Consider the following 24,510-nt stretch of genomic DNA (forward strand, 5'->3'; position numbering starts at 1 on the left):
TAAGGCGTTAGCTGTACTAAGTCATTCGGATAGTAACCCTCTCATCCAATTGGAAGCAGAGGCTTTGCTCACGTTGGGGTAAGCGGTAAGCATTTCATTGATAAATCGCGTTTTATTACCGCGCACTTTGAAATAGAGCGGGTCGTTCGCGATGAGTTTTTTAAATTCGGTTTCTATACGTTGCCGGTCAGGATGGCGGCCGCCAGGGCGCGGTGCTGAGGCGGCATCTTTGGCTTGTTTTGAATGTGCGGCCTTTGGGAGGTGTTGGTGTAATGCATGGATGTTGCCGAGGACTTCGGGCGGTACATTATCGCGTTGGCGTGCGACGCCATCTGGATCAATCGTCTGGGCTAACGCTGACCAAGTGTTGATCTCATAATTTGCACGCTCTTCTAGCTTTGCAAATAGATACATAACGACATGGGGTAATAGATGGCCGGCGGCGTCTAGAACTGAGCAGTGCCGTTCATAGCGTGCTTTGAGGGCGGAGTAATCCTGCCCCTTTTCTGACCATGTAAAAGTGAGAAAGTCTGCTATGAGTAGATCTGCGGCCTGCATTTGGTTTCTGAGGTTTTGTTGAGCGCTTGCGATTTTCTTTGTGCTGTCCATCGGTACCGTAGGTCCTTTGAGGCGTACCCTTCTTAATTGGGGTGCAGCATTGTCGTAACGCTTTCGACCATGCCCATGATTAGGCGTGTTTTTTAATGTTCGCCACGTTTGCGCCTGCGCATAGGGCGTCGATTGAATCAGCCCAGGCTTGCATCATTTCCCTGCGCTGTTCGACGTAGGCTGCATGGTTGTAGGTGCCTCGTATTTCATCGCTGTCGCCATGGGCAAGTTGGCGCTCGATCCAATCCTTGTTGTAGCCGCGACCATTGAGTTCGGTGCTCAGCAAGTGGCGGAAACCATGGCCGGTCTGCCGACCTTCGTACCCCATCACTTTCAGTGCTTTGTTGACGGTGTTCTCGCTCATAGGGCGATCGGGATTGGCGCCAGCAAAGACCAACGTGTAGCGTCCAGTGACCTCTTGGAGCTGGCGCAGGATGGCAACGACCTGGCGGGGCAGTGGGACGATATGAGGACGGCGGGCTTTCATGCGTTCGGCAGGAATTGTCCATAAAGCGGCATCCAGGTCGAACTCTGCCCAAGGGGCTTGGCGAAGTTCACCAGGGCGAACGGCTGTCAGTGCCAGTAAGCGTATGGCGTGCCGAGTCAGTGTATGGACGTTCGCGGCTTCATTCCTGGCCAAGAGCTCAGGCAATTCGGCAAAGGTGATGTGGGGGTGATGGCGTGCGGCTTTTGGTGGCGCAGCTACCACGTTCAGATCGGTGGCCGGATTGACCTCTACGACGCCCTTGGCCAGCCCGTAACGAAATATCTGGTGTAGCCATTGACGGATTTTGCCGGCGGCATTGAGCGTGCCCCTGGCTTCCACCTTGCGTACGAGCTCCACCAGATCTGGCCGGGTGATCGCTTTCACCGGGCGGGCACCGATACCCGGAATCAAATCATTCTCCAGATACAGCTTTGCTTTGTAGGTTGTGCTTTCTGCCCAGCGAGGAGCGTTGTAGGCAAACCACTCCCGAGCCAGCGTCTCGAAAGTTAACCCCTCGACCTTCTGTGCTTGCTTGACGGCTTTTTTTTGCTCTCCGGGGTCGGTGCCCTCAATCAGTAGCTGGCGCGCTCCATCGCGAAGCTGACGGGCTTTCAGAAGAGTGACCGCAGGATATGCGCCGAGTGCCAACATCTTCGCGCTGCTGTTGAAGCGGTACCGATAGCGCCATAGCTTGGAGCCTGTCGGAGTTACTTCAAGGCATAAGCCGTTGGCGTCGGTCAGGCGGTAAAGCTTGTCCTTCGGCTTGGCGGTACGGATGGTGGTATCTGAGAGTGGCACGCTGCCTCCTTGCAGGCCGCACCAGCTGGGCGTTTTGCCGCAGTGGTGTGAGTAGATTTCTAGACCAAACTGGATCTACTCACGAATCTACTCACATATGTTTGGGCTTACAAGGGAACAGCTGGGAACCGTAGAAAGCAAAAAGCCCGCACTAGGCGGGCTTCTTGTGTGTTTTCAGGTGTGCTTGGCGCCACCTGAAAACGAAAGGTGGTGCCCAGAGACGGAATCGAACCGCCGACACGGGGATTTTCAATCCCCTGCTCTACCGACTGAGCTATCTGGGCAACGGGGCGCATTAAACTGGTTTTTCAGGGGGTCGTCAAGAAAGTTTTCAAAAAAATTTTAATTATTACCGTCGCTTACGTTCCGACCCTGGAAAAACCGGGATTATTCGGCAGGCGGAACGTAGCCGTCAGCCTTGGCGTATTCCTCGCCGGAAAAGAACTTGTCCATCTCGCCCTGAAGATATTTGCGGTCTTCGGCGTTCATCATGTTCAGGCGTTTTTCGTTGATCAGCAGGGTCTGGTGTTTCTGCCAGTCGGCCCAGGCCTTGGCCGAGACGTGGTCAAAAATGTCCTGGCCTTTTGCGCCCGGGAATGGAGCGCGTTCGAGGGCGGGCAGTTCTTCTTTGTACTTGCGGCACATGATGGTGCGGGTCATGACGACTCTCCTGCGTTCAATACGGCGGCCGCGCGTTCGAGCAAGGTTTTGACCGGGGCGGCAAGGCCCAGGCGCGGCGGGGTGGCGAGGTTATACCAGAGCCAGTCGGCCTCGGCCACGTGATGGCCGGCCTCCTGGACCTGAACCAGCCAGGGTTCGATGGACAATTGAAAGTGGCTGAAGGTGTGCACCAGGCTCGGCAGCGCTTGTTGCGTGCCGAGTTCCAGCGAGTGCTGCGACGCCAGATGCTGCAGGTCGTCGAGGTCGTCGAGTTCCGGCAGGCTCCAGAGACCGCCCCACAAGCCCGTGGAAGGCCGGCGGTAAAGCAGAATCGCGCCTTCGCCATTGGCGAGCATCGGCATCAGCGTGCGCTTCTGTGGCACGGCTTTGCGCGGTTTGGGGATCGGGTAGCGGGATTCCAGGCCGAGCAGGTGCGCTTCGCAGCCTTTTTCCAGCGGACAGAGCAGGCAACTCGGCTTGCTGCGGGTGCAGAGTGTGGCGCCCAGATCCATCATCGCCTGGGTGTAGGCGTTGACTCGATCATGTGGCGTAAAGCGCTCAGCGTTCGCCCACAGCTGTTTGGCGACTTTTGGCTCCCCCGGGTAACCCTCTTGCGCGGTAAAGCGCGCCAGCACCCGTTTAACGTTGCCATCGAGGATCGGCGCGCGCAGGCCCATGCTCAGGCTGGCGATAGCGCCGGCCGTAGACAGGCCAATGCCCGGCAACTCAACGAGCTTTTCCACATCGCGCGGAAACTCACCGCCGTACTCGGCGACGACGATCTTCGCGGTCTTCTGCAGATTGCGTGCGCGGGTGTAGTAGCCGAGGCCGGTCCACAGGTGCAGCACTTCGTCTTCCGGCGCAGCGGCCAGGGCTTCGACCGTCGGCAACGAGGCCATGAAGCGGTCGAAGTAATTCAGCACGGTGCTGACCTGGGTCTGCTGCAACATGATTTCCGAGACCCACACCCGATACGGGGTGATGCCTTGTTGCCAGGGCAAATCGTGGCGGCCGTGGCGGTCGTACCAATCCAGCACCGCCGTTGAAAATTGCTCGGCTCTCATCGCTTGAACAGCCCCTTGAGCGCGTTTTTCAGTTCAGGGCTGACTTTGTCGCCAAGCTTCTCGTCGATTTTTTCACTGATGCGCTCGCCAGCCAGTTTGCTCGCGACCTGGCCCATGCGCTCGTTATCGAGACGGCAAGCCTTGGCGCCCAGTTCCAGCGGGCCACGGCAGCGCAGCGGCCACTCGATACCGACGAATTTCTCGCCGACCTGGCAAGCCGGGTCCGGCATGTCGCTCTTGTCGCCTTCGACGATAACGCCCACGCGGTAATCCATGCCCAGCACGCGCAGGTCGACATCGCCGTCGCCATTGACGGTCATGCCGGGGATGCGCACCTTCAAGTCGGGGTTGCTGGCCACGCCGTTGCGGAAGGTCAGGTTGCCCTTGAGCTCCTGGAACGGTGTGTCCTTGCCCCGTGGCTCGCCGCTGAGGGTTTTGCGGTTCAGGGTGGCGATGCCTTTGCACAGCTGTTGTTCAAGGTTGGCGTTGAGCAGCACGCCGTTGTTGATAACGAAACTGGCAGTGCCGTTGAGGCTGTCGATCAGCGCTTGCTGACTATTGCCACTGCCGGTGAGGGCGCTGTTGAGCGTGACGAGGCCTTTGACCGGTGGGTTTTTACCCTGGCTTTCGAGGATTTTTTCCACCGGCACTTTGCTGATGTTCGTCTGCATGTTCAGCGCCGGCACTGGCTGGCGCACGTCAAGGGTGCCCTTGGCTTCGAAGTTGCCGTCGTACAAATCACCGCGCAGGTTTTCCAGCGTCAGCAAGCCGCCTTGGCCGTTGGCCTTGAGCGCCGCGTTCTGGATCGGCAACTTGTCGAGGGTCAGCAGGCCGAAGGTCAGGTCCGCATCCACATCGAGTTTGCTCAATCTTTCTACCGGCAACTGGCGTTCATTGCTCCACGCGGTTTTGGTCGGCGCGTTCGGCAACGGTGTGCTGCCCGCGCCGGCCATGGCATCGGCCTCGGTGCTGGCGACTTCGGCCTGGCGCACTTGTGTCGCGCTGCTGGCTTCGGCGGATTTCGGCGGCAGGTAACGGTCGACGTTGAAGGTGTCGGCCTTGAGGTTTGCCCGCAGCGATTGCTTGGCGAAATCTTCGACGGCGATGCGACCGCTGAAGGTGCTCTCGTCGACTTTCAGGTTGATGTTGTCGAGCGCCAGGCTGGTTGGCGTACCCGCGAGGCGGCTGACCAGTTCCACTTTGCTCAGGCTGCCTTCGGCCATGGCCGGAAATTTCTGGCCGATGCTGTCGACGAATTTCGCCAGATCGAACTGGGCAATCGACACACCGCCGCTGACTTGTGGCGTCTTGTCGAGGTCGTTGACCTTCAGTTCACCCAATGCCCGCAGCTGGTTGGCGGAGATCTTGATGCCGGTCCATTCGGCGACGTTCGCGGCTTTATCCAGCAGTAACTGGCCTTGAGCGGCGAAGGTCATGGTCTTGCCTTGCAGCGGATCGCCGGCGACTTCGCCCGACAGTTTCATGTCTTCGAGTTTGTAGCGTTGCAACGCGCGCTCGAAACGCAGCTCGCCGCTGAGTTCGGAACGCACCCGTAAAACCGGCTGGTTGGTACCAAGGAATGCAGTGAGTTTCACCGGAATATTGGTGGAGTCATGCACCGGGCCCGTGCTGAGCTGGATGCTCTCGGCGCTGAACTGTTTGCCGGTCTTCTCGTCGCTGTATTCAACGCGAGCGTTGTTGACGGTCAGGCTGTCGATGTCCAGGCGGATCGGCTGGGCCGGTTTTTCCACTTGGGCGGTCGTTTCCGGTGCCGGCTCGCCGGGGGTGGCGGGCGGCGTGGCCGGATTGGCTGGCGCCGGGACCTTGCCGATGTCTTGCCAGTTGCCATGGCCGTCTTTGTCGCGGGTCAGGCGCAGGTTCAGGCCTTCGACGCGCACGTCGCTCATCTGCACTTCACGGCGCAGCAGCGGAATCACGCGTACCGACAGACCGAGCATCTGCAAATCGGCAAACGGTTCGGTGGGCTTGGCCAGGGTCGCGACACTGGCTTCGTGCAATTCCAGGCCGAGCCATGGGAACAGGCTCCAGCCGATATCGCCATTGAGCGTCAGCTCGATGTGGGCCTTGTCGCGGGCAATCTGGCGAATCTCGTCTTTGTAGTCGTTGGGATCGAAGAGGTGCGTCAGGGCAAAGCCCAGCGCCACAATGATCAGCAACAGCCCGAGAAGTACCAGACCCAGGATTTTGCCGAACGCTTTCATGGGCGAGTCCTTGTAGTTAGTCGAATTCGAAATTTAGCCGGGGAGTATAGCGCTCCGAAGCGGACGACCGGTCAGCGATCACGTCGTCAGCCAATCCAGCGGCACATTCAACGTCTTGTGAGGTTAGCGCGGTTGGCTCCCATGTAGGAGCTGTTCGAAGGCTGCGATCTTTTGCTCTTTGTTTCTGGTTACAACAAATCAAAAGGGCGCAGCTTTTAGTAGCGCCAACAGGTGGAGAGATCGGATAACGTACAAAAGGTGATGTCACTTTGGTTTTTCTGTCACGTACAGATGGTAACCTCTGCCAGTTCGTCCGTCCTTCTGCGACGTGGTGTCGCACCAAGCGGAGCTTCAGCCTGAAAAAAACGGTCATGCGTGCGCATATAAGGCTGAGGGTGAGGAGTGGCTGGCGAACCATACTAATAATTGGGGGATTCACAATGACCACAAGCATCACGGCGGACGGCCTGAAAGCCGACCAGCCCGCGTTCCTGTCCAAGGAGCGCATTATCGCCAAGCCCGGTTTCAACCGTTGGCTGGTACCACCGGCCGCCCTGGCCATTCACCTGTGCATCGGCATGGCCTACGGCTTTTCGGTGTTCTGGTTGCCACTGTCCAAAGCCCTGGGCGTGACTAAGGCAGTGGCCTGCGCGCCGGACATGAGCTTCATCTCGCAAGTCTTCTCGTCGCAATGCGACTGGCCGATCTCGATGCTCGGCTGGATCTACACCCTGTTCTTCATCTTCCTCGGCTGCTCGGCCGCCATCTGGGGCGGCTGGCTGGAACACGCCGGGCCACGCAAGGCTGGCGTTGTTTCGGCCTTGTGCTGGTGCGGCGGCCTGCTGATTTCGGCGCTGGGGGTCTATACCCACCAGATCTGGCTGATGTGGATCGGCTCCGGTGTCATTGGCGGTATCGGCCTGGGCCTGGGTTACATCTCACCCGTATCGACCCTGATCAAGTGGTTCCCGGACAAGCGCGGCATGGCCACCGGCATGGCGATCATGGGTTTCGGTGGTGGCGCGATGGTGGGTGCTCCACTGGCCGCAGCCTTGATGGGCCACTTCGCTTCGCCAACCAGCGTCGGCGTATGGCAGAGCTTCCTGGTGATGGCCGCGATCTACTTCGTGTTCATGATCGGTGGCGCACTGTCCTACCGCGTTCCGCCAACCGGCTGGAAGCCTGAAGGCTGGACCGCTCCGGCGAAAAAAGCCTCGAACGCCATGATCACTCACCGCCACGTGCACGTGAACGTGGCGTGGAAAACCCCGCAATTCCGTCTGGTGTGGTTGGTGCTGTGCCTGAACGTTTCGGCCGGTATCGGCATTCTCGGCATGGCTTCGCCGCTGTTGCAGGAAGTGTTTGCTGGCACGTTGTTGGGTAACGGCCTGACATTCGGTCAGCTGGACGCTTCGCAACTGGCCTCGATCGCTGCGATTGCTGCCGGTTTTACCGGTTTGCTGAGCCTGTTCAACATCGGTGGCCGCTTCTTCTGGGCCTCGTTCTCGGACTATCTGGGCCGCAAAAACACTTATTTCGTGTTCTTCGCCCTAGGTTTTGCCCTGTACGCGCTGATCCCGAACCTCGGTCACCTGGGCAACGTTTCGCTGTTCGTGGCGGCGTTCTGCATCATTCTGTCGATGTACGGCGGTGGTTTTGCGACGGTTCCGGCTTACCTGGCGGACCTGTTCGGGACGCAAATGGTCGGCGCGATCCACGGTCGTCTGCTGACGGCGTGGGCGGCGGCGGGCGTGTTGGGTCCGGTGTTGGTGAACTACCTGCGTGAGTATCAGCTGAGCATCGGCGTTGAACGCGCCGCGGCTTATGACATCACCCTGTACATCCTCGCGGGTCTGCTGGTGCTGGGTTTCATCTGCAACCTGCTGGTGCGTCCGGTGGCGGACAAGTACTTCATGACCGACGCCGAACTGGCCGCCGAACAGGCGCTGGGCCACGACAAAGGGGCTGACAGCAGCACCGTACTGGAGTGGAAAGCGGATGCAGGCACCAAGCCTTTGGCAGTGGCTGCGTGGCTGGTGGTGGGGATTCCGTTGGCGTGGGGTGTTTGGGTGACCCTGCAGAAAACCGCGGTTCTCTTCCACTAAGTTGAGTTAACGCATCACCCCCTGTGGGAGCGAGCCTGCTCGCGATGACGGAGTGTCAGTCAACATCTATGTGGCTGACTCTCCGTCATCGCGAGCAGGCTCGCTCCCACATTTGTTTCCGGTATGACCACGAAACGGGCTTGTACTGACATGTACATTCCCGACGACACTGAATTCACTCCGTCAGTCATATCACCTCTCGTGTTTCTGTTTCCGGCCCGCGCCCCTATAATGGTTGCCTTTTTCGCCCAATGATTTTGCGGAGCTGGTGATGGCCGAACGTAAGGCGTCTGTCGAGCGCGACACTCTGGAAACCCAGATCAAAGCCTCGATCAACCTGGATGGCACCGGAAAGGCCCGATTTGATATCGGTGTTCCTTTTCTTGAGCACATGCTCGACCAGATCGCCCGTCACGGGCTGATCGACCTGGATATCGTCAGTAAAGGCGACCTGCATATCGACGACCACCACACGGTGGAAGATGTCGGTATCACCCTGGGTCAGGCATTCACCAAAGCCATCGGCGACAAGAAAGGCATCCGTCGCTACGGCCACGCCTACGTGCCGCTCGATGAAGCACTGTCGCGCGTAGTGATCGACTTCTCCGGCCGTCCTGGCCTGCAGATGCACGTTCCCTACACCCGCGCCACCGTCGGCGGTTTCGACGTTGACCTGTTCCAGGAATTCTTCCAGGGCTTCGTCAACCACGCCAACGTCACCCTGCACATCGACAATCTGCGTGGGCACAACACCCACCACCAGATCGAGACCGTGTTCAAGGCATTCGGCCGCGCATTGCGCATGGCGGTAGAGCTGGATGACCGCATGGCCGGTCAGATGCCGTCGACCAAAGGCGTTCTGTAATGCAGACGGTCGCGGTTATCGATTACGGCATGGGCAACCTGCACTCGGTGGCCAAGGCCCTCGAGCATGTCGGTGCCGGCAAGGTCCTGATCACCAGCGATGCCGACGTGATACGCGAAGCCGACCGGGTGGTGTTCCCCGGCGTCGGGGCGATTCGCGATTGCATGGCGGAGATCCGTCGCCTCGGTTTCGATTCGCTGGTACGTGAAGTCAGCCAGGACCGTCCGTTCCTCGGCATCTGCGTCGGCATGCAAGCCTTGCTCGACAGCAGCGAAGAGAACGACGGCGTCGACTGCATCGGTCTGTTCCCGGGCCAAGTGAAGTTCTTCGGCAAGGATTTGCATGAAGACGGCGAACACCTGAAAGTCCCGCACATGGGCTGGAACGAAGTGAAGCAGACGGTCACGCACCCGCTGTGGCACAACATTCCGGACCTGGCGCGTTTCTACTTCGTGCACAGCTACTACATCGCTGCCGGCAATGCGCGGCAGGTGGTGGGTGGCGGTCATTACGGTGTCGATTTCGCCGCAGCGCTGGCCGATGGCTCGCGTTTCGCCGTGCAGTTCCACCCGGAGAAGAGCCATACCCATGGCCTGCAATTGCTGCAGAACTTCGCCGCGTGGGATGGTCGCTGGTAAATGGCCGCCAAGAAGAAGCCGCCGATCCTGACCCTCACTCCCGAACAGGAGAATGAGGCCAATCACAAGATCAAACGCTTCATGGAAGATCGCTTCGAACTGGACCTGGGTTCGTTCGAAGCGGCTGAAATCCTTGAGCTGTTTACCCGCGAAATTGCGCCGCACTATTACAACAGGGCGATTTTCGATGTGCAGACGCACCTTAAAGAAAGGTTCGAAAGCATCGAAAGCGACCTGTGGGCGCTCGAGAAAAACTGATTTTCGAGCGAAGCTGAACAATCGAATTTGAAGGTTTGCCAGATGCTGATTATTCCCGCTATCGATCTCAAAGACGGTGCCTGTGTTCGTCTGCGCCAGGGCCGCATGGAAGATTCCACGGTGTTCTCCGATGACCCGGTGAGCATGGCTGCCAAGTGGGTGGAGGGCGGTTGCCGTCGCCTGCATCTGGTCGACCTGAACGGCGCCTTCGAAGGCCAGCCGGTCAACGGCGAAGTGGTCACCGCGATTGCCAAGCGCTACCCGAACCTGCCGATCCAGATCGGTGGCGGCATCCGCTCCCTGGAAACCATCGAGCACTACGTCAAAGCGGGCGTGAGCTACGTGATCATCGGCACCAAAGCCGTGAAAGATCCGGCGTTCGTCGCCGAAGCCTGCCGCGCGTTTCCGGGCAAGGTGATCGTCGGCCTCGACGCCAAGGACGGTTTTGTCGCCACCGATGGCTGGGCTGAAATCAGCACCATTCAGGTGATCGACCTGGCCAAGCAATTCGAAGCCGACGGCGTGTCCGCGATCGTTTATACCGACATCGCCAAAGACGGCATGATGCAGGGCTGCAACGTGCCGTTCACGGCTGCGCTGGCCGCTGCCACGCGCATTCCGGTGATCGCTTCCGGTGGCATTCACAACCTCGGTGACATCAAGTCGCTGCTCGACGCCAAGGCGCCGGGCATCATCGGCGCGATCACCGGCCGGGCGATCTACGAAGGCACCCTCGACGTCGCTGAAGCGCAAGCTTTCTGCGATTCGTACAAAGGCTGAGGACTGACCATGGCGCTGGCCAAACGCATCATCCCTTGCCTGGACGTGGACAACGGCCGGGTGGTCAAGGGCGTCAAGTTTGAGAACATCCGCGACGCCGGTGACCCGGTGGAAATCGCTCGCCGCTACGACGAGCAGGGCGCCGACGAGATTACCTTTCTCGACATCACCGCCAGCGTCGACGGTCGCGACACCACGCTGCACACCGTCGAGCGCATGGCCAGCCAGGTGTTCATCCCGCTGACCGTGGGCGGTGGCGTGCGCACCGTGCAGGACATTCGCAATTTGCTGAATGCCGGCGCAGACAAGGTCTCGATCAACACCGCCGCGGTGTTCAATCCGGAGTTCGTTGGCGAAGCGGCGCAGCATTTCGGCTCGCAATGCATCGTCGTTGCCATCGACGCGAAGAAGGTCTCCGCTCCGGGCGAAACCCCGCGCTGGGAAATATTCACCCACGGCGGGCGCAAGCCGACTGGTCTCGACGCCATTGAATGGGCGAAGAAGATGGAAGGCCTGGGCGCCGGTGAAATCCTCCTGACCAGCATGGACCAGGACGGCATGAAAAACGGCTTCGACCTGGGCGTCACCCGCGCCATCAGCGATGCCTTGGGCATTCCGGTAATCGCCTCCGGCGGTGTCGGCAACTTGCAGCACTTGGCCGACGGCATTCTCGAAGGTCACGCCAGTGCGGTACTGGCGGCGAGTATTTTCCACTTCGGCGAATACACCGTGCAGGAAGCCAAGGCCTACATGGCCCATCGCGGCATCGTGATGCGCTAAACAAACGGTACAGGCCAGTGGACATCATGGCGGGCTCAAGGCACTCTTGGGTACGCCATGGATTTCGGTAGCCAGACATGCTTAAACGCCTTCTTCTTGTCCTCGCCAGCGCTTCTCTATTGCTCATCAGTGGGGCCCGCGCCGAAGAAAGTCCCGACACCGACCTGGTGTTGCTGACTGAAAATTTCCCCCCGTACAACATGGCGAAGAACGGCAAGAACTTCGCTCAGGACGAGAACATCAATGGCATCGCCGTGGACATCGTCCGCGAGATGTTCAAGCGCGCCAACGTCACCTACAGCCTGACCCTGCGTTTTCCCTGGGAACGAATCTACAAGATCGCCCTGGAAAAACCCGGCTACGGCGTGTTCGTGATGGCGCGGCTGCCGGATCGCGAAAAGCTCTTCAAGTGGGTCGGCCCTATCGGCCCGGACGACTGGATCATGCTGGCCAAGGCTGACAGCAAGATCAGCCTCGAGTCGCTGGAACAGGCGCGCAAATACAAAATCGGCGCCTACAAGGGCGACGCGATTGCCGAGACACTGGCCAAGCAAGGGTTGAAGCCGATTGTGGTGTTGCGCGATCAGGACAACGCGAAAAAGCTGGTCAGCGGGCAGATTGATTTGTGGGCCACGGGCGATCCGGCCGGTCGCTACCTGGCGCGGCAAGAGGGCGTCAACGGCCTGAAAACGGTACTGCGCTTCAACAGCGCCGAGCTGTATCTGGCGTTGAACAAGGATGTGCCGGACGAGGTGGTCGCCAAGCTCCAGGCAGCGCTGGATCAGTTGCGCAAGGAAGGCATGGTCGACGAGATCATGGCCCGGTATCTCTGACACCCAGTGATCAAAATGTGGGAGTGAGCCTGCTCGCGATGAGGGCGTGTCAGTCGACATCATTGTTGTCTGACATACCGCTATCGCGAGCAGGCTCGCTCCCACAGTTGGTTTTGTGGTGGTTGCGGCTTTAGCGGTACACCCCATCCTTTCCATGTGCCGCAGTCGCCCGGTTGCCGCGCACGCTGATCATCTGCTTGATATCAATCCAGTCGACGCCCTGAGCTTTCAGCTTCGGCAACTCACGCTCCAGCACCGCCAATGTCTGCGGATACGGATGCCCGATCATCACCGCTGAACCCTGCTTGCGCGCCAGGCTGATCGCCGTCTGTAGCTGCGTAAAAATCGCCGCTTCAGTGCGCTCATCATCCAGAAACACATCTCGCGAAACACTCGCCAACCCGATCTTCTGCGCCTCGGCAGCGCCAACGGTTTGCGCGCTGGTGCGGCTGTCGACGAAGAATTTGTGCCGGCGCTGCAAGTCCGCCATCAACCAGGCCATGGCGGCCGGTTGAGCGGTCATGCGGCTGCCCATGTGGTTGTTGATGCCTGCGGTATACGGCACAACCTTGAACGCTGCGATGAGGCGTTGCTCAAGTTCGGCGATGGGCAAATCGGGGTGCCAGGCAAATGGGCCGGTGGCCGGGTCCATGGGCATGTGCAGGATGACGACCTTGCCAGCGCGATGGGCTTCGCGGGCGAATTCAGTGGCGTGGGGTGTGTCGGGCATGATCGCCGTGGTCACCGGGCCGGGCAGGGCCAGCACGCGGCGATCCCGGGGCAGGTTTTGCCCCAGGTCGTCGATGATCAGGCTTAGATAGACCTTTTGCGGTGCCGGCGCGACGGGCGCTGCGTGAGCAACACCCGCCAGACAGCACAACAGGCCGAAGATGAGCCGCAGGCGCACCTCAGCGGCCGGAGGTGATGCTCAGCCCTTTGAGCAGGCTCAGGGCCTGGGCCAACTGGTAATCATCATCCTGCGGCATTGCCTTGGCTTTGCTGCTGGAGGTCGGTTTGTCGGCGCCGCCGTTGCCATTGCCCAGGTGACCTTGCAGATCGGCTTCCTTGAAGTACTCGCCGTCCTGCTCGCTGGTGATCTTGGCCTTGCGCACTTCGATATCCGGGACGATGCCCTGTGCCTGGATCGAGCGGCCGTTCGGCGTGTAATACAGCGCCGTGGTGATCTTCAGCGCGCGGTCGTTGTTCAGCGGCAGCACGGTTTGTACCGAGCCTTTGCCGAAGCTGGTGGTGCCCATGACCACCGCGCGTTTCTGATCCTGCAAAGCGCCGGCGACAATTTCCGAGGCCGAGGCGCTGCCACCGTTGATCAACGCAACCATCGGCACGGCTTCGCTTTCGTCTTTGCCGGTGGCAGAGAAGCGCAGTTCGGAGTTGGCGATGCGGCCCTTGGTGTAGACGATCAGGCCTTTGGTGATGAAGTGGTCGACCACTTCCACCGCGGCTTGCAGCACGCCGCCCGGGTTGTTGCGCAGGTCGAGGATGATGCCGTTGAGCTTCTTGCCGTTGTCCTTGCGCAGCTTGGCGAGGGCTTTGGAAACCTCTTCGCCGGTCTTGACCTGGAACTGAGTGATGCGGATGTAGCCGTAGCCGGACTCCAGCAGCTGGCTCTTCACGCTCTTCACTTGAATGATGGCGCGGGCCAGGGTCACGTCGAACGGCGTACCGCCATCGCGCACCAGGGTCAGGGTGATTTTCTGGCCGATCTTGCCGCGCATCTTGTCCACGGCTTCGGTCATGCTCTGGCCACGGGTGGGCTGGCCGTTGATCTTGACGATGAAGTCGCCCGCCTGAATGCCAGCCTTGGAGGCCGGGGTGTCATCGATCGGCGAAACCACCTTGATGAAACCGTCTTCGGCGCCGACTTCGATGCCCAGGCCGCCGAATTCGCCGCTGGTGCTTTCCTGCAACTCAGCGAAATCTTCCGGGCCCAGGTAAGCGGAGTGCGGGTCAAGGTTGCTGAGCATGCCCTTGATCGCGTTTTCCAGCAGGGTCTTGTCGTCTATCGGGTCGACATAAGCGGCTTTGATCCGATCCATGACCTCGGCAAAGGTGCGCAACTCTTCCAGCGGCAATGGCGCCTTGGTGGTTGCAGCAGTACCCGCAGGCGCGATCGCCGGCGCAGGTTGAGCGGCGAACGCCAGAGGCGCGCCGATCACCAAGGCGATCGTCAAGGCCAGCGAGGTAAGGCGGGACAAGTGCAGCATGTCGAACGAACTCCTAATGTAGGTGACTCAACGCCTATCCTTGCGCGCGGCACCATTGCGCCGGATCACTCGGGTGACCCTGCTGACGAATAGCGAAATACAGCGCTGGTGTGTCCTGCCCGCCACTGCTACCGACAGTGGAGATGGACTCACCGGCTTTTACCACGTCACCCGCAGACTTGAGCAGCGTCTGGTTGTGACCATAAAGACTCAAAAAACCGTTGCCGTGGTCGAGAATCACCAGCAGCCCGGCGCCGCGCAACCAGTCGGCGAACACCACGCGACCGCCATGCACGGCATGCACCTGGCTGCCGGCGGAGGCGCTGATCATCACGCCGTCCCACTTGGTGCGGGCGTCGTCGCCACGGGATTCGCCAAAGCGTGCCAGCAGTCGACCATCAACTGGCCATGGAAGTTTTCCCCGGCTTGAAGCAAAGGGGCCGCCGAAGGTCTCACCTGAACTGGATACCAGGGCGCCGGGTGTCGATTTAACGGGTTTGCGTGGGGCGTCAGTGGTCTCAGCATCTGCTGCAGCCTGGGCCTCACGTAAACGCTTTTTTTCGGCTTCCTGCTGGGCGATCAGCGCTTTTTGCCGCGCTTCTTCTGCCTCTCGGGCCTGACGGGCCAAGGTTTCTTCAATGGTTTTAAGGACTTTAGACAGGTCTGCCTGATCCTGCTCGCGGGCGGCCAGCTTCTGGTCACGAGCCTTTACGTCGTCGTTGAGCTTGGCCAGGACTTGCTGGCGTTCCTGGCGGACTTTGTCGAGTTCGTCGCGCTGGCTGTCGAGGCTGCTTTTCTGCACCAGCAACTGCGCTTGCTGCATGGCGATGTCTTTTTCGACATTGGCCAATTGGCGCAGGGTTTCGTTGAAATTCTTCAGCTGCTCCAGGCGCGCCTGGCTCAGGTAGTCGTAATAGGTGAGGGTGCGGGCGAATTTTTCCGGGTTCTGCTGGTTGAGCAGCAGCTTCAAGTACTCCTGACGGCCGTTCTGATAGGCCGCGCGGGCCTGGATGGCGATCAGTCGTTGCTGTTCAATGCGCGCGCTCTGGAGTTTTTTTTTCTCACCATCGAGTCGCTGCAGCTCGGATTCGCTTTTCTTCAGCTCTTTTTGCAGGGCTTCGACCTGCTTCTCGAGCTTGCCCATCTCGGTTTCGGTGCCTTTGAGGTCCTTCTGCACGCCGGATTTTTCTTCCTGGAGCTTGCCCAGCAGTTTTTTCAGCTCGGCAATGTCCTGACGCGTGGCGTCCAACTGTTGTTGGGTTTGCGCACGCTCGTCGGCGAAGGCCGGTTGGAGCAGGCAAGTCAGAGCAAGGGCTATCAGGACGCGAAGCATAGAGGCGGGCGACACCAGGGAAAGGGACGCCCTAGTATGCCCGCCATGCGCTGCAAAAAAAACGCCCAATTGGGGCTGTGTGATGACTGGAGCGGGATGAGGCAGTCATTAGTCTTTGAAACCGCCACAAACCACTGTGGGAGCGAGCCTGCTCGCGAAAGCGTCTTAACATTCAACATTAATGTTGAGTATCAGATAGCTATCGCGAGCAGGCTCGCTCCCACAGGGTATTTGCGGTGTTGTCGAGGCTGATTACACCAGTATCGACGTCCCGGTCATCTCGGCCGGTTTCTCCAGCCCCATCAACATCAGCATCGTCGGCGCCACGTCCGCCAGCACGCCGCCGTCGCGAACCTTGAAATCACGCTTGCCGACGTAGATGAACGGCACCGGCTCGGTGGTGTGGGCGGTGTGGGCCTGGCCGGTGGATTCGTCGGACATCTGCTCGACATTGCCGTGGTCGGCCGTGATCAGGGCTTCGCCGCCGACCTTTTCCAGGGCGTCGACGATGCGGCCGACGCACAGGTCCAGGCATTCAACGGCTTTGACGGCCGCGTCGAACACGCCGCTGTGACCAACCATGTCGCCGTTGGCGTAGTTGACCACGATCACGTCGTAACGCTGGTTATCGATAGCGTCGACGATGCGGTCGGTGACTTCCGGTGCGCTCATTTCCGGCTGCAAGTCATAGGTGGCGACTTTTGGCGACGGGATCAGGATGCGTTCTTCGCCCGGGAACGGTTCTTCACGACCGCCGGAGAAGAAGAAAGTCACGTGCGCGTATTTTTCGGTTTCGGCAATGCGCAGTTGGGTCTTGCCGTTTTTCGCCAGGTAATCGCCCAGCACGTTGTCCAGGCTGCCGGCGGCGAAGGCCGATGGCGCGGGAATGCTGGCGGCGTATTGGGTCAGCATGACGAAGCCGGCCAGTTTTGGCTGGCGCGCACGCTCGAATTCCTTGAAACCGTCTTCGACGAACACGCGGGTCAGTTCACGGGCGCGGTCGGCACGGAAGTTCATGAACACCACGGCGTCGCCGTCTTCGACTTTCACTGGCTCACCGATGGAGGTGGCTTTGACGAATTCGTCGCTCTCGCCACGTTCGTACGCCGCTTGCAGACCTTCCTGGGCGGTGGCGGCGTTGAATTCGCCGTTGCCATCGACAATCAGGTTGTAGGCCTGGGCCACGCGATCCCAGCGGTTGTCACGGTCCATGGCGAAGTAGCGGCCGATAATGCTGGCGATCCGGCCTTTGCCCAGGGCCTGGAAAGCCGCGTCGAGCAGTTCGATGGACGACTGGGCGCTTTTCGGCGGCGTGTCGCGGCCATCGAGGAAAGCGTGCAGGTAGATTTTCTCGGCGCCGCGCTTGTAGGCCAGCTCGGCCATGGCGACCAGGTGGTCCTGGTGGCTGTGAACGCCGCCATCGGACAGCAGGCCCATGAAGTGCACGGCTTTACCGGCGGCCACGGCTTTATCCACCGCAGCGCAGATGGTCGGGTTTTCGAAAAACTCACCGTCGCGGATCGATTTGGTCACGCGGGTGAAGTCTTGATACACCACGCGGCCGGCGCCGAGGTTCATGTGGCCGACTTCGGAGTTGCCCATCTGGCCATCCGGCAGGCCGACGTCCATGCCGCTGCCCGAGATCAGGCCGTTCGGCACGGTGGCCCACAAGCGGTCCAGTACGGGCTTCTTGGCCGCAAACACGGCGTTGGACTCAGGGCTCTCACTGTGACCGAAGCCGTCGAGAATAATCAGGACCAAAGGTTTAGGCGTGGTAGTCATGGATTCCACTCGTGGCTGAATTAAAAGAGGGCGATGGAAAAGGGAGTGGCAGTTTAAAGCGAAGTTCCGACCGCGTCACCGCCGGACGGGGTTTGGCCCACCATAGTGGCTGTGTATACTGGCCGACATTTTAACGCCCTGGAACCTCCTTCGATGGTTGCTCACCTGATTGAATTTGCCACTAACCACTATCTGCTCGTCGGTATCTTCGTCGTACTGCTGGCGTTGCTGATCGCTTATCAGATGCAAGGCGGCGGTCGCAGCCTGAGCACCGGTGAACTGACCGGCCTGGTCAACAAGGACGCAGGCGTGGTGATCGACATTCGTTCGACCAAGGATTTCGCCGCCGGCCACATCGTTGGCGCGTTGAACATTCCTCACGACAAGCTCGTCGCTCGCGTTGGCGAACTGGAAAAGCACAAGGCCAAGACCATCATCCTGGTCGACGCCATGGGTCAGACCGCCGGCACTCACGCCCGCGAACTGATGAAGTCCGGCTTCACCGCCGCCAAGCTTTCCGGCGGGATCTCCAGCTGGAAGGGCGACAATCTGCCGCTGGTGAAGTGATATGAGCAACGTCGTCGTCTATTCCAGCGATTACTGCCCTTACTGCTCGCGAGCCAAGTACCTGCTCGAGAACAAAGGCGTGGCCTTCGAAGAGATCAAGGTCGATGGCAAGCCGCAGGTGCGTGCCGCCATGGCTCAGAAGGCCGGTCGCACGTCCGTGCCGCAGATCTGGATCGGCAGCACCCACGTGGGCGGTTGTGATGATTTGTTTGCCCTTGAGCGCGCCGGTAAGCTCGACGCGATGCTCAAGGCCTGAATTTCCCTATAAGACCCCAAGATCAGAAAGGATCTGAGATGACTGACCAACAGAACACTGCAGCTAGCGAAGAAGAAACCGCACCGCAATTCTCCTTGCAGCGCATCTACGTACGCGACTTGTCCTTCGAAGCCCCGAAAAGCCCGGCGATCTTCCGCCAGCAGTGGGAGCCGAGCGTCGGTCTGGATCTGAATACCCGTCAAAAGGCACTGGAAAATGACTTCCATGAAGTCGTACTGACGTTGTCCGTGACCGTGAAAAACGGTGAAAACGGCGAAGTGGCCTTCATCGCTGAAGTGCAGCAGGCCGGGATCTTCCTGATCAAGAACCTCGACGACGCTTCGATGAGCCACACCCTCGGCGCGTTCTGCCCGAACATCCTGTTCCCGTACGCTCGCGAAACCCTGGACAGCCTGGTGACCCGCGGTTCGTTCCCGGCCCTGATGCTGGCTCCGGTGAACTTCGACGCGCTGTATGCACAAGAACTGCAACGCATGCAGGCGGCTGGCGAGACTCCGACCGTTCAATAATCTGCGCTGCTGGAAATCGCGGGCAAGCCCGCTCCCACAGGATTGTGCAAAACCTGTGGGAGCGGGCTTGCCCGCGATTGTTTCTGTCAGGCGAAAATGAGCTTCGAGTTACTTGAAGCCGTTCTGGCGCCATGCTTCGTAGACGGCAACGGCCACGGTGTTCGACAGGTTAAGGCTGCGGCAGCCTTCGCGCATCGGCAGGCGCAGGCGTTGTTCGGCGGGCAGGGCATCGAGTACTTCTGCTGGCAAGCCACGGCTTTCCGGGCCGAACAGGAACGCATCGCCCTCGGCGAAACTGGCGTCGTGAAACGGCCGCGAGCCCTTGGTGGTGAAGGCGAACAGCCGTGGATGACCGAGGCTTTCCAGGCAGCTGGCGAGGTCCGGGTGACGTTGCAGGGTGGCATACTCGTGGTAGTCGAGGCCGGCCCGGCGCAGGCGCTTGTCGTCCATCTCGAAGCCCAGCGGTTCGATCAAATGCAGGTGGCAGCCACTGTTGGCGCACAGCCTGATAACGTTGCCGGTATTCGGCGGAATTTCTGGTTGGAAAAGGATGACGTGAAACATGCACGGCTCCGAAGGTAAAGATGAGCGGCATTCTACGCCGCCCGTGGACAACCGTTCGAAACTATTCCCGCGAGTGATGGCGTCTCTGGCGATTGTCGGGGTGATGGTGGGGCTGATGATCGGTCGCCTGACCACTCCCGACCCCAGCGAATTGCAGCAGGTCGAGGTGACGAATGATGGTCTGGTGGTGTGGTTCAACAACGAACCCAAGACCCACGGCGAGTTCGTCGACGGTAGCCTGGCGCTGCTGTTCGAGGCAGAAGGGAAGGCACAGAACGGCCAGCTCAAGCTCAACGACAAGAACGTGAACTGGCGCGTGCGTTTGAGTGATGGAGGATTGTTGCTGACGGTCGTGGCGGCCCGGCCACTGCAAGGCGAGTGGGCCGGCAGCGAGGTCGATGACCGCTGGCGGCTGGAGATCCATCTCCGAGAGCAATAAAAGAGGGAATCCCCGGCCTGCCTGTACCAAGGTTCCCAAAACGGGAGGGCTCGCGCATGGCGTCGAGAGCCCGGTGTAAAGAAGGAATCCCCGGCCTGCCTGTACCAAGGACCCCAAAACGGGATGGGCTCGTCGCAAGTGCGGTGTGAGCCCGGTGTAAAGAGGGGAATCCCCGGCCTGCCTGTACCAAGGTCCCCGAAACTGGGTCGTGAACTGAATCACTGAATGGACTATTGCAGGGGGCGTGCCAGGTTTTAACAAGTCGTCACAGAAAGTCGCTGAGCAGCGCTGAAAGCCCCGTCATTCGGGGCTTTCGTGTTTTTTCGATCAGGGTTCGATTGCGAAAGCAGGCGGGGTTTCAGAACAGTTGTCGTGCGCGATTGCGGTTCACGGTGCATTGCGGCGGTGCATTCAGCCTCTAAAAGCTTCGCGGGCAAGCCTCGCTCCTACAGGATTTGCGCCATTTCAAAATTGGCGCAAGACCTGTAGGAGCGAGGCTTGCCCGCGAATGGATCTAAATAACGACGAAGATCAAATGGCCTAACTAGCCCTCATCCGCTTCATCATCATCCCCACCATCTACCTTCATCCCCAACTCCTTGATCTTGCGCGTCAGGGTGTTACGTCCCCAGCCCAGCAGCACGGCAGCATCGCGGCGGCGGCCAGCGGTGTGTTTGAGGGCGGTTTCGATCATGATCCGTTCGAACGCCGGTACAGCGCTGTCGAGCAGGCTCGACTGGCCGCGCGCCAGCGCCTGATCGGCCCACTGGCGCAGTGCTTGCTCCCAGTTGGTCACCGGTGCTGAATCCTGTGGCAGGTTCAGCAGCTCTGGCGGCAGGTCGCTGATGTGCACTTCGCGACCGGAAGCCATCACCGTGATCCAGCGGCAGGTGTTCTCCAGCTGACGCACGTTGCCGCCCCACGGCAGGTTCTTCAGGTATTCCTCGGTCTCGCTTTTCAGCAGCTTCGGCTCCACCGCCAGTTCTTGCGCGGCGCGGCTGAGGAAGTGCTTGGCCAGAGTCGGGATGTCTTCGCGACGGTCCGACAGGCGTGGGATGTGAATGCGGATCACGTTGAGGCGGTGGAACAAGTCCTCACGGAATTTCCCGGCGTGTACCAGGGTTTCCAGATTCTGGTGCGTCGCGGCGATGATGCGTACGTCGACCTTCACCGGCGTATGACCGCCCACGCGGTAGAACTCGCCATCGGCCAGCACCCGCAACAAACGGGTCTGGGTGTCTGCCGGCATGTCGCCGATTTCATCGAGGAACAGCGTACCGCCGTCAGCCTGCTCGAAACGCCCGCGACGCAGGTTGGCCGCGCCGGTGAACGCGCCTTTCTCATGGCCGAACAGCTCGGACTCCATCAGGTCTTTGGGGATCGCCGCCATGTTCAGCGCGATGAACGGCGAGGCCGCCCGTGGGCTGTGGCGGTGCAGGGCGTGGGCCACCAGTTCTTTACCGGTCCCGGATTCGCCGTTGATCAGCACGGTGATGTTGGAGTGGCTCAAGCGCCCGATGGCGCGAAACACTTCCTGCATCGCCGGCGCTTCGCCGATGATTTCCGGAGTACGGGTCAGGGCAACCGGCACTTCCAGGCCTTGCTGTTCCTGGGCGTGCTGGTTGGCGCGCTTGACCAGCGACACCGCTTCGTCGACGTCGAACGGCTTCGGCAGGTATTCGAAGGCGCCGCCCTGATAGGACGCGACAGCGCTGTCCAGATCGGAGTGCGCCGTCATGATGATCACTGGCAGCCGTGGGTGTTGCTCGCGAATCCGCGCCAGAAGGTCCAGGCCGCTGGCGCCGGGCATGCGGATGTCGGAGATGATCACGTCCGGCTGCTGGCGCGCCAGGCGGCTCATCACGCCATCGGCGCTGTCGAAGCTTTGCGTGGTCATGCCTTCTTGCTGCAAGGCTTTTTCCAGGACCCAACGGATAGAACGGTCGTCATCGACGATCCACACGGTTTCACTACGGCTCATGTCGATGTGGCTCCTTGTTCCAGTGGCAGAAAGATCGAGAACGTGGTGTGGCCTGGGTGGCTGTCACACTCGATCAAGCCCTGGTGCTGGCTGATGATGTTCTGAGTAATGGCCAGACCCAGCCCGGTACCGTCCGGGCGGCCGCTGACCATCGGAAAGAAGATGGTTTCCTGCAAATCCGCAGGAATGCCGGGACCGTTGTCGATGATCTCGATCTTGGTCACCAGGCGATGGCGTACGTGGCCGATGGTGAACTGGCGCATGGCTCGGGTGCGCAGGCTGATGCGGCCCAGGCGCAGCTCGTTCTGGCTGCTGATGGCCTGCATCGCATTGCGCACGATGTTCAGCACCGCCTGAATCATTTGTTCACGGTCGATCAGTACGTCGGGAATGCTTGGGTCGTAGTCACGCACCAATGTGATGCAACCCTGGCTTTCGGCCTCGACCAGATGACAGACGCGTTCCAGCACTTCATGGACGTTGCACATGGCCAGCGACGGTAATTTATTGGAGCCGAGCATGCGGTCGACCAGATTGCGCAGGCGGTCGGCTTCTTCAATGATCACGTTGGTGTAATCGCGCAGGCTTTCTTCCGGCAGCTCGCGGGCGAGCAATTGCGCCGCGCCACGAATGCCGCCGAGTGGATTCTTGATTTCGTGAGCAAGGCCACGCACCAGCATCTTGCTGGTTTCCTGCTTCGACAGCTGCGCTTCTTCCTTGGTGATCCGCAGCAAGCGGTCACGCGGGTGGACTTCCAGCAACAGCATGGTGGCGCCATTGGCGAGGATTGGCGTCACCGCATAGTCGACGGTCAGGGTCTGGCCGGTGAGGGCGGTGAGCATCGCTTCGCGCTTGGTGAACGGGTGTGCCTGCTCGACCGCCTGGCGCAGGGAGTTCAGCGCCTCGGTGGATTCGGTGAACAACTCGCTGATGAACTGCCCGTGGCTGCGCTGGCCGCTGATGGCCAGGAGCATCTCCGCCGCCGGGTTCATGTACTCAAGGCGTAGGTCGGCGTTGAGCAGAATGGTGGCGGTGGTCAGGTTGTCGAGTAACAGACGATGCAGTGCGTCACTGATGGTCATTAAGGACCTCTTTTGGAGCAGGGCATGCGCTTGAATAACGCGCCGATACGAGGAAAATGCAAAAACCAAACCAAGGCTCCGAAAAGAAGCGTTAAAGGCCTGAAACGGGCGTTTGACGCTCATTTGCGTGGCGCTCTGCCAGCGTTCGCGGGTATTTTCGAACCAAAATGGGTTGGGATTTGGGTACGGTGCAATCTATTGCACCAATATAGTGCGCAAACCTGAACGAGGTTAGAAGAAACGCAGAAGGGGGTTTTTTTCTTCGGGTGGTTTGTCTTTGATCGGACATTCCGGCCGTTGGCCGTAGTCGTCGAGCGTGCAGGGTTTGACCTGGCGTTTCTGCGCGAGGGAGATGCGCAACATGTGGAAGGGTTGATTGGCGGTGCGTTCGACGGTGCGGCCGTGCTCGTCGAGGATCTCCACGGACAGGTGATGGCTGCCGCGATCGACGTTGCTTAGGGCGAATACCGGGCTGGGGCCGGGCTCGGTCGTGGGCTCGCCGTCGAGTAGCAAGCGGTAACGATGACCGCGTTGCAGGCCCGGTTCGTTGGTGATGCTGACAATCAGCTCGCCGGCGCTGCTGCGGACCGTCGCGTCTGGCTCCGGCACCAGTACGCGGAGCATGTCGTAGTGGAAGAGCGGTTTGGCTTCAGTTTTCTTCGCGTTCGTCATTGGCGCCGCGCCCGTGGGATGGGCGGACATGCGATTGCTTGGCGCCACCGGCACCCGTTTAGCGTTGCCGGAGCCGGGCTGGTCGGTGTAGACCCGATTGCCCTGGGCATCGACGTAGGTGTAAACCTCCGCCGATGCGGCAAGGGCCGTCAGCGACAGGAGGGCGCCAAGCAGCCAGCGCATCACGGCTTATGCACCCGTTGTACGGTGAAGGTCACCGAAGGACTCTGCTGCACGATGTTCTCCCCGTCGATAACCTGCACGGCGAGGCTGTGCAAGCCTCGATCGATGTTGACCAGTTGCAGGATCGGCACGTTGCTGGGCTGACCGTACGGTTGATCGTCCAGCAACAAACGGAACAGATGCGGGCCTTGCAGGCGCGGCTTGATCAGCACGTTGACGGTGAAGGTGCCGTTGTTGGCGCGCAGGGCTTCGGTGGTGGGCAAACCGGTCAGTTCCAGCACCTCGTAGGCGCTGCCGGGTTGTTCACTGTTATTGGCTTCAGCCGGTGGGGCGGAAGGTGGCTGGGGTTCGACACTGTTGAGCGGCGGCAGGTCGACCGGCTGCGCCTTGACGCCATCGGGGGGTTGATTGCTGTAGGCAGTGTTGCCGTCGGCATCGGTGTACTTGTAGATCTGCGCTGCGACGGGCAGGGCGATCAGCAGCAACATCAATAGAAAAGCACGACCCATAAATTCGACCGGAAACGAAAGCATTGGCTTGCAGCATAGGTCAGGGACGACCGTTGACCCAAGGCATTAACATTTGGGCATGATTTACCGAACTCCCTGTAGGAGTGAGCTTGCTCGCGATGGGCTCAATGGCGCCGCGGTTAGCCAGTAAACACGCGTTATCGTTAACGCCCATCGCGAGCAGGCTCGCTCCCACATGGGGGCATTGCCATCCGTTATATCCCGGGCACAAAAAAGGCTTCCCGAAGGAAGCCTCTTTTTTGTCACGCCTGCTTGCGCAGACGCTAC

Annotated in this window: 25 protein-coding genes and 1 tRNA gene; 11 read left to right on the forward strand and 15 right to left on the reverse strand. The window is 59.9% G+C overall.

What is annotated here, in order from left to right:
- Positions 1 to 21: 21 nt before the first annotated feature.
- The 6 genes from ACA057_RS01515 to ACA057_RS01540 form a co-directional block, all read right to left on the reverse strand.
- Entirely contained in the window at positions 22 to 609 is a 588-nt protein-coding gene (locus ACA057_RS01515) for a hypothetical protein (RefSeq protein ID WP_497345422.1), read from the reverse strand.
- A 79-nt stretch (positions 610 to 688) separates the two neighbouring features.
- A complete protein-coding gene (locus ACA057_RS01520; RefSeq protein WP_130207406.1) occupies positions 689 to 1,894 on the reverse strand; it encodes a tyrosine-type recombinase/integrase in 1,206 nt (401 codons plus the stop codon).
- Between the two features lie 208 nt (positions 1,895 to 2,102).
- Positions 2,103 to 2,178 (reverse strand) — tRNA-Phe (locus tag ACA057_RS01525).
- A 103-nt stretch (positions 2,179 to 2,281) separates the two neighbouring features.
- Entirely contained in the window at positions 2,282 to 2,554 is a 273-nt protein-coding gene (locus ACA057_RS01530) for an oxidative damage protection protein (RefSeq protein ID WP_008149405.1), read from the reverse strand.
- A complete protein-coding gene (gene mutY / locus ACA057_RS01535; RefSeq protein WP_497345424.1) occupies positions 2,551 to 3,618 on the reverse strand; it encodes an A/G-specific adenine glycosylase in 1,068 nt (355 codons plus the stop codon). The genes ACA057_RS01530 and mutY overlap by 4 nt, the downstream gene beginning before the upstream one ends.
- Entirely contained in the window at positions 3,615 to 5,840 is a 2,226-nt protein-coding gene (locus tag ACA057_RS01540) for an AsmA family protein (RefSeq protein ID WP_497345426.1), read from the reverse strand. The genes mutY and ACA057_RS01540 overlap by 4 nt, the downstream gene beginning before the upstream one ends.
- A gap of 440 nt (positions 5,841 to 6,280) precedes the next feature.
- Between ACA057_RS01540 and ACA057_RS01545 the strand changes: the two genes are divergently transcribed.
- The 7 genes from ACA057_RS01545 (at position 6,281) to ACA057_RS01575 (ending at position 12,099) form a co-directional block, all read left to right on the forward strand.
- Positions 6,281 to 7,945, forward strand: a complete 1,665-nt coding sequence (locus ACA057_RS01545) for an OFA family MFS transporter (RefSeq protein ID WP_497345428.1) — start codon at positions 6,281 to 6,283, stop codon at positions 7,943 to 7,945.
- Between the two features lie 271 nt (positions 7,946 to 8,216).
- The gene (gene hisB, locus ACA057_RS01550) at positions 8,217 to 8,810 is read left to right on the forward strand and encodes an imidazoleglycerol-phosphate dehydratase HisB (protein ID WP_003186751.1); all 594 of its coding nucleotides are present in this window, start codon (positions 8,217 to 8,219) and stop codon (positions 8,808 to 8,810) included.
- Positions 8,810 to 9,448 carry an imidazole glycerol phosphate synthase subunit HisH gene (gene hisH / locus ACA057_RS01555; RefSeq protein WP_059406407.1) on the forward strand — a complete coding sequence of 213 codons (639 nt, stop codon included), beginning with the start codon at positions 8,810 to 8,812 and terminating at the stop codon, positions 9,446 to 9,448. Before hisB ends, hisH begins: the two co-directional genes overlap by 1 nt.
- On the forward strand, positions 9,449 to 9,706 hold the full coding sequence (locus tag ACA057_RS01560; protein ID WP_046045558.1) for a DUF2164 domain-containing protein: 258 nt from the start codon (positions 9,449 to 9,451) through the stop codon (positions 9,704 to 9,706).
- Between the two features lie 42 nt (positions 9,707 to 9,748).
- Entirely contained in the window at positions 9,749 to 10,486 is a 738-nt protein-coding gene (gene hisA / locus ACA057_RS01565) for a 1-(5-phosphoribosyl)-5-[(5-phosphoribosylamino)methylideneamino]imidazole-4-carboxamide isomerase (RefSeq protein ID WP_010464588.1), read from the forward strand.
- A gap of 9 nt (positions 10,487 to 10,495) precedes the next feature.
- Positions 10,496 to 11,266 carry an imidazole glycerol phosphate synthase subunit HisF gene (gene hisF / locus ACA057_RS01570; RefSeq protein WP_497345431.1) on the forward strand — a complete coding sequence of 257 codons (771 nt, stop codon included), beginning with the start codon at positions 10,496 to 10,498 and terminating at the stop codon, positions 11,264 to 11,266.
- 77 nt (positions 11,267 to 11,343) lie between these two features.
- Complete coding sequence (locus tag ACA057_RS01575) at positions 11,344 to 12,099, forward strand: substrate-binding periplasmic protein (protein ID WP_401356639.1); 756 nt, start codon at positions 11,344 to 11,346, stop codon at positions 12,097 to 12,099.
- 130 nt (positions 12,100 to 12,229) lie between these two features.
- Here ACA057_RS01575 and ACA057_RS01580 read toward each other — a convergent pair whose 3' ends face one another.
- The 4 genes from ACA057_RS01580 to gpmI all read right to left on the reverse strand — a co-directional run bounded on the left by ACA057_RS01580 (position 12,230) and on the right by gpmI (position 17,439).
- Entirely contained in the window at positions 12,230 to 13,006 is a 777-nt protein-coding gene (locus tag ACA057_RS01580; protein WP_497345433.1) for a divergent polysaccharide deacetylase family protein, read from the reverse strand.
- 1 nt (position 13,007) lies between these two features.
- Positions 13,008 to 14,324 (reverse strand): S41 family peptidase, encoded by a 1,317-nt coding sequence (locus ACA057_RS01585; RefSeq protein ID WP_401356636.1) that lies wholly within the window; start codon positions 14,322 to 14,324, stop codon positions 13,008 to 13,010.
- Between the two features lie 34 nt (positions 14,325 to 14,358).
- On the reverse strand, positions 14,359 to 15,657 hold the full coding sequence (locus tag ACA057_RS01590) for a murein hydrolase activator EnvC family protein (RefSeq protein WP_497345436.1): 1,299 nt from the start codon (positions 15,655 to 15,657) through the stop codon (positions 14,359 to 14,361).
- Between the two features lie 252 nt (positions 15,658 to 15,909).
- A complete protein-coding gene (gene gpmI / locus ACA057_RS01595; protein ID WP_401356632.1) occupies positions 15,910 to 17,439 on the reverse strand; it encodes a 2,3-bisphosphoglycerate-independent phosphoglycerate mutase in 1,530 nt (509 codons plus the stop codon).
- Between the two features lie 153 nt (positions 17,440 to 17,592).
- Here gpmI and ACA057_RS01600 point away from each other — a divergent pair, with 153 nt between their 5' ends.
- From ACA057_RS01600 to secB, 3 genes are read left to right on the forward strand one after another with little or no spacing between them, the layout of a single operon-like run.
- Entirely contained in the window at positions 17,593 to 18,006 is a 414-nt protein-coding gene (locus ACA057_RS01600; protein ID WP_497345438.1) for a rhodanese-like domain-containing protein, read from the forward strand.
- Between the two features lies 1 nt (position 18,007).
- Entirely contained in the window at positions 18,008 to 18,262 is a 255-nt protein-coding gene (gene grxC / locus ACA057_RS01605) for a glutaredoxin 3 (protein WP_008149430.1), read from the forward strand.
- Between the two features lie 38 nt (positions 18,263 to 18,300).
- Positions 18,301 to 18,792 (forward strand): protein-export chaperone SecB, encoded by a 492-nt coding sequence (secB, locus tag ACA057_RS01610; RefSeq protein WP_059406415.1) that lies wholly within the window; start codon positions 18,301 to 18,303, stop codon positions 18,790 to 18,792.
- A 108-nt stretch (positions 18,793 to 18,900) separates the two neighbouring features.
- On the opposite strand, the gene trmL is transcribed toward secB, so the two are convergent.
- The gene (gene trmL, locus ACA057_RS01615; protein WP_497345440.1) at positions 18,901 to 19,356 is read right to left on the reverse strand and encodes a tRNA (uridine(34)/cytosine(34)/5-carboxymethylaminomethyluridine(34)-2'-O)-methyltransferase TrmL; all 456 of its coding nucleotides are present in this window, start codon (positions 19,354 to 19,356) and stop codon (positions 18,901 to 18,903) included.
- On the opposite strand from trmL, the gene ACA057_RS01620 reads away from it, so the two are divergent.
- A complete protein-coding gene (locus tag ACA057_RS01620; protein ID WP_401356619.1) occupies positions 19,355 to 19,795 on the forward strand; it encodes a hypothetical protein in 441 nt (146 codons plus the stop codon). The two genes, trmL and ACA057_RS01620, sit on opposite strands and share 2 nt — an antisense overlap.
- A 544-nt stretch (positions 19,796 to 20,339) precedes the next feature.
- On the opposite strand, the gene ntrC is transcribed toward ACA057_RS01620, so the two are convergent.
- The 4 genes from ntrC to ACA057_RS01640 form a co-directional block, all read right to left on the reverse strand.
- Positions 20,340 to 21,776 (reverse strand): nitrogen regulation protein NR(I), encoded by a 1,437-nt coding sequence (gene ntrC, locus ACA057_RS01625; protein ID WP_497345442.1) that lies wholly within the window; start codon positions 21,774 to 21,776, stop codon positions 20,340 to 20,342.
- The gene (gene glnL, locus ACA057_RS01630) at positions 21,773 to 22,858 is read right to left on the reverse strand and encodes a nitrogen regulation protein NR(II) (RefSeq protein WP_497345444.1); all 1,086 of its coding nucleotides are present in this window, start codon (positions 22,856 to 22,858) and stop codon (positions 21,773 to 21,775) included. The genes ntrC and glnL overlap by 4 nt, the downstream gene beginning before the upstream one ends.
- A 231-nt stretch (positions 22,859 to 23,089) precedes the next feature.
- Entirely contained in the window at positions 23,090 to 23,713 is a 624-nt protein-coding gene (locus ACA057_RS01635) for a DUF4124 domain-containing protein (RefSeq protein ID WP_497349778.1), read from the reverse strand.
- Positions 23,713 to 24,222, reverse strand: coding sequence for a DUF4124 domain-containing protein (locus tag ACA057_RS01640; protein ID WP_497345446.1), 510 nt, complete (start codon positions 24,220 to 24,222; stop codon positions 23,713 to 23,715). The genes ACA057_RS01635 and ACA057_RS01640 overlap by 1 nt, the downstream gene beginning before the upstream one ends.
- Positions 24,223 to 24,510 lie beyond the last annotated feature (288 nt).

Source organism: Pseudomonas sp. LBUM1661, from assembly GCF_059695925.1.

Bases quoted from the DNA above. Each gene is read 5' to 3' on its own strand.
- hisB (WP_003186751.1), top strand. From the start codon at position 8,217: ATGGCCGAACGTAAGGCGTCTGTCGAGCGCGACACTCTGGAAACCCAG.
- ACA057_RS01640 (WP_497345446.1), bottom strand. From the start codon at position 24,222: ATGGGTCGTGCTTTTCTATTGATGTTGCTGCTGATCGCCCTGCCCGTC.
- ACA057_RS01575 (WP_401356639.1), top strand. From the start codon at position 11,344: ATGCTTAAACGCCTTCTTCTTGTCCTCGCCAGCGCTTCTCTATTGCTC.
- grxC (WP_008149430.1), top strand. From the start codon at position 18,008: ATGAGCAACGTCGTCGTCTATTCCAGCGATTACTGCCCTTACTGCTCG.
- secB (WP_059406415.1), top strand. From the start codon at position 18,301: ATGACTGACCAACAGAACACTGCAGCTAGCGAAGAAGAAACCGCACCG.
- hisA (WP_010464588.1), top strand. From the start codon at position 9,749: ATGCTGATTATTCCCGCTATCGATCTCAAAGACGGTGCCTGTGTTCGT.
- ACA057_RS01635 (WP_497349778.1), bottom strand. From the start codon at position 23,713: ATGCGCTGGCTGCTTGGCGCCCTCCTGTCGCTGACGGCCCTTGCCGCA.
- ACA057_RS01585 (WP_401356636.1), bottom strand. From the start codon at position 14,324: ATGCTGCACTTGTCCCGCCTTACCTCGCTGGCCTTGACGATCGCCTTG.
- gpmI (WP_401356632.1), bottom strand. From the start codon at position 17,439: ATGACTACCACGCCTAAACCTTTGGTCCTGATTATTCTCGACGGCTTC.
- ntrC (WP_497345442.1), bottom strand. From the start codon at position 21,776: ATGAGCCGTAGTGAAACCGTGTGGATCGTCGATGACGACCGTTCTATC.
- hisH (WP_059406407.1), top strand. From the start codon at position 8,810: ATGCAGACGGTCGCGGTTATCGATTACGGCATGGGCAACCTGCACTCG.
- hisF (WP_497345431.1), top strand. From the start codon at position 10,496: ATGGCGCTGGCCAAACGCATCATCCCTTGCCTGGACGTGGACAACGGC.
- ACA057_RS01530 (WP_008149405.1), bottom strand. From the start codon at position 2,554: ATGACCCGCACCATCATGTGCCGCAAGTACAAAGAAGAACTGCCCGCC.
- ACA057_RS01590 (WP_497345436.1), bottom strand. From the start codon at position 15,657: ATGCTTCGCGTCCTGATAGCCCTTGCTCTGACTTGCCTGCTCCAACCG.
- ACA057_RS01545 (WP_497345428.1), top strand. From the start codon at position 6,281: ATGACCACAAGCATCACGGCGGACGGCCTGAAAGCCGACCAGCCCGCG.
- glnL (WP_497345444.1), bottom strand. From the start codon at position 22,858: ATGACCATCAGTGACGCACTGCATCGTCTGTTACTCGACAACCTGACC.
- ACA057_RS01600 (WP_497345438.1), top strand. From the start codon at position 17,593: ATGGTTGCTCACCTGATTGAATTTGCCACTAACCACTATCTGCTCGTC.
- mutY (WP_497345424.1), bottom strand. From the start codon at position 3,618: ATGAGAGCCGAGCAATTTTCAACGGCGGTGCTGGATTGGTACGACCGC.
- ACA057_RS01515 (WP_497345422.1), bottom strand. From the start codon at position 609: ATGGACAGCACAAAGAAAATCGCAAGCGCTCAACAAAACCTCAGAAAC.
- trmL (WP_497345440.1), bottom strand. From the start codon at position 19,356: ATGTTTCACGTCATCCTTTTCCAACCAGAAATTCCGCCGAATACCGGC.
- ACA057_RS01540 (WP_497345426.1), bottom strand. From the start codon at position 5,840: ATGAAAGCGTTCGGCAAAATCCTGGGTCTGGTACTTCTCGGGCTGTTG.
- ACA057_RS01560 (WP_046045558.1), top strand. From the start codon at position 9,449: ATGGCCGCCAAGAAGAAGCCGCCGATCCTGACCCTCACTCCCGAACAG.
- ACA057_RS01620 (WP_401356619.1), top strand. From the start codon at position 19,355: ATGCACGGCTCCGAAGGTAAAGATGAGCGGCATTCTACGCCGCCCGTG.